This window comes from Candidatus Hakubella thermalkaliphila, assembly GCF_013281975.1.
Lineage (GTDB): Bacteria > Actinomycetota > Humimicrobiia > Hakubellales > Hakubellaceae > Hakubella > Hakubella thermalkaliphila.
The window spans coordinates 1-772 of record NZ_BLRZ01000381.1 but is presented as its reverse complement, the minus strand read 5'-3'; the positions used below and the strand labels follow the sequence as shown (position 1 = coordinate 772).

Genomic DNA, 772 nt, shown 5'->3' with positions numbered 1-772 from the left:
AGAGGAGATTGAAAAAAGAACTGGCTACGAGACCAGGGCGACTATTCTCGGCCATCTGCAAAGAGGCGGTACACCTACTGCCTATGATAGAATTATGGCTACTCGCCTGGGAGTCAAAGCGGTGGAATTAGTGCACAATGGCCAGTTTGACATGATGGCCTGTGTGAAAGGCAACCAGATCGACAGTGTGCCCCTGGAAGAGGCTGTGGCTAAGGTAAAGCCCGTTGATATGGAGCTTTTCGAGACGGCAAAGTTGTTCTATTAGACATAGTGGAGAGTGTACCAGCTACAGGAAGGATGAGCTCCCGAACAGGAGAGTAGGAGGATTTTTAGAAATATCCAACTCAGAGACCTAGGAAAAGTAAGAAGAGAAACAATCTTTCAGACAAACTTAGGAACATACAACCTTTAACACATCCTTTAAAGAAAGTCTTAAAGAAATTACTCTCCTATAAAATCCTCAAGAGGCCGGAAATAGCGTTTATCATAATCATCATTTTAACTATCCTCATCTTCTCTTGCCTGTATTCTAATTTGCTAAAAGGCATACTCTCGGGAGCTCCCAGGCCATCAGAGGAAACAGGGACGGAAAGTCCTTCCCCGGAAACCGTCACTGAGGAAGAGACTGGCCTGACCCAGGAAGAGGAGACGACTGAAATCAAGCTGGATATCGAGAAGAAAAAGCAGGACATCCTGCAGACTCTTCAGTACAGAGCTGCCAATGGTGAGCCTGTCTTCTCCCTTCTGATAGAATCTCCACCTCAAATAGATG

Annotated in this window: 2 protein-coding genes; both read left to right on the top strand. The window is 45.7% G+C overall.

Going from position 1 to position 772, the window contains the following annotated elements; genetic code table 11:
- Positions 1-265 (top strand): 6-phosphofructokinase (locus HW443_RS12285; RefSeq protein ID WP_176238344.1); only part of this gene is annotated, 265 nt, incomplete at its 5' end.
- A 269-nt stretch (positions 266-534) separates the two neighbouring features.
- Positions 535-772 (top strand): hypothetical protein (locus tag HW443_RS12280; protein ID WP_176238343.1); only part of this gene is annotated, 238 nt, incomplete at its 3' end.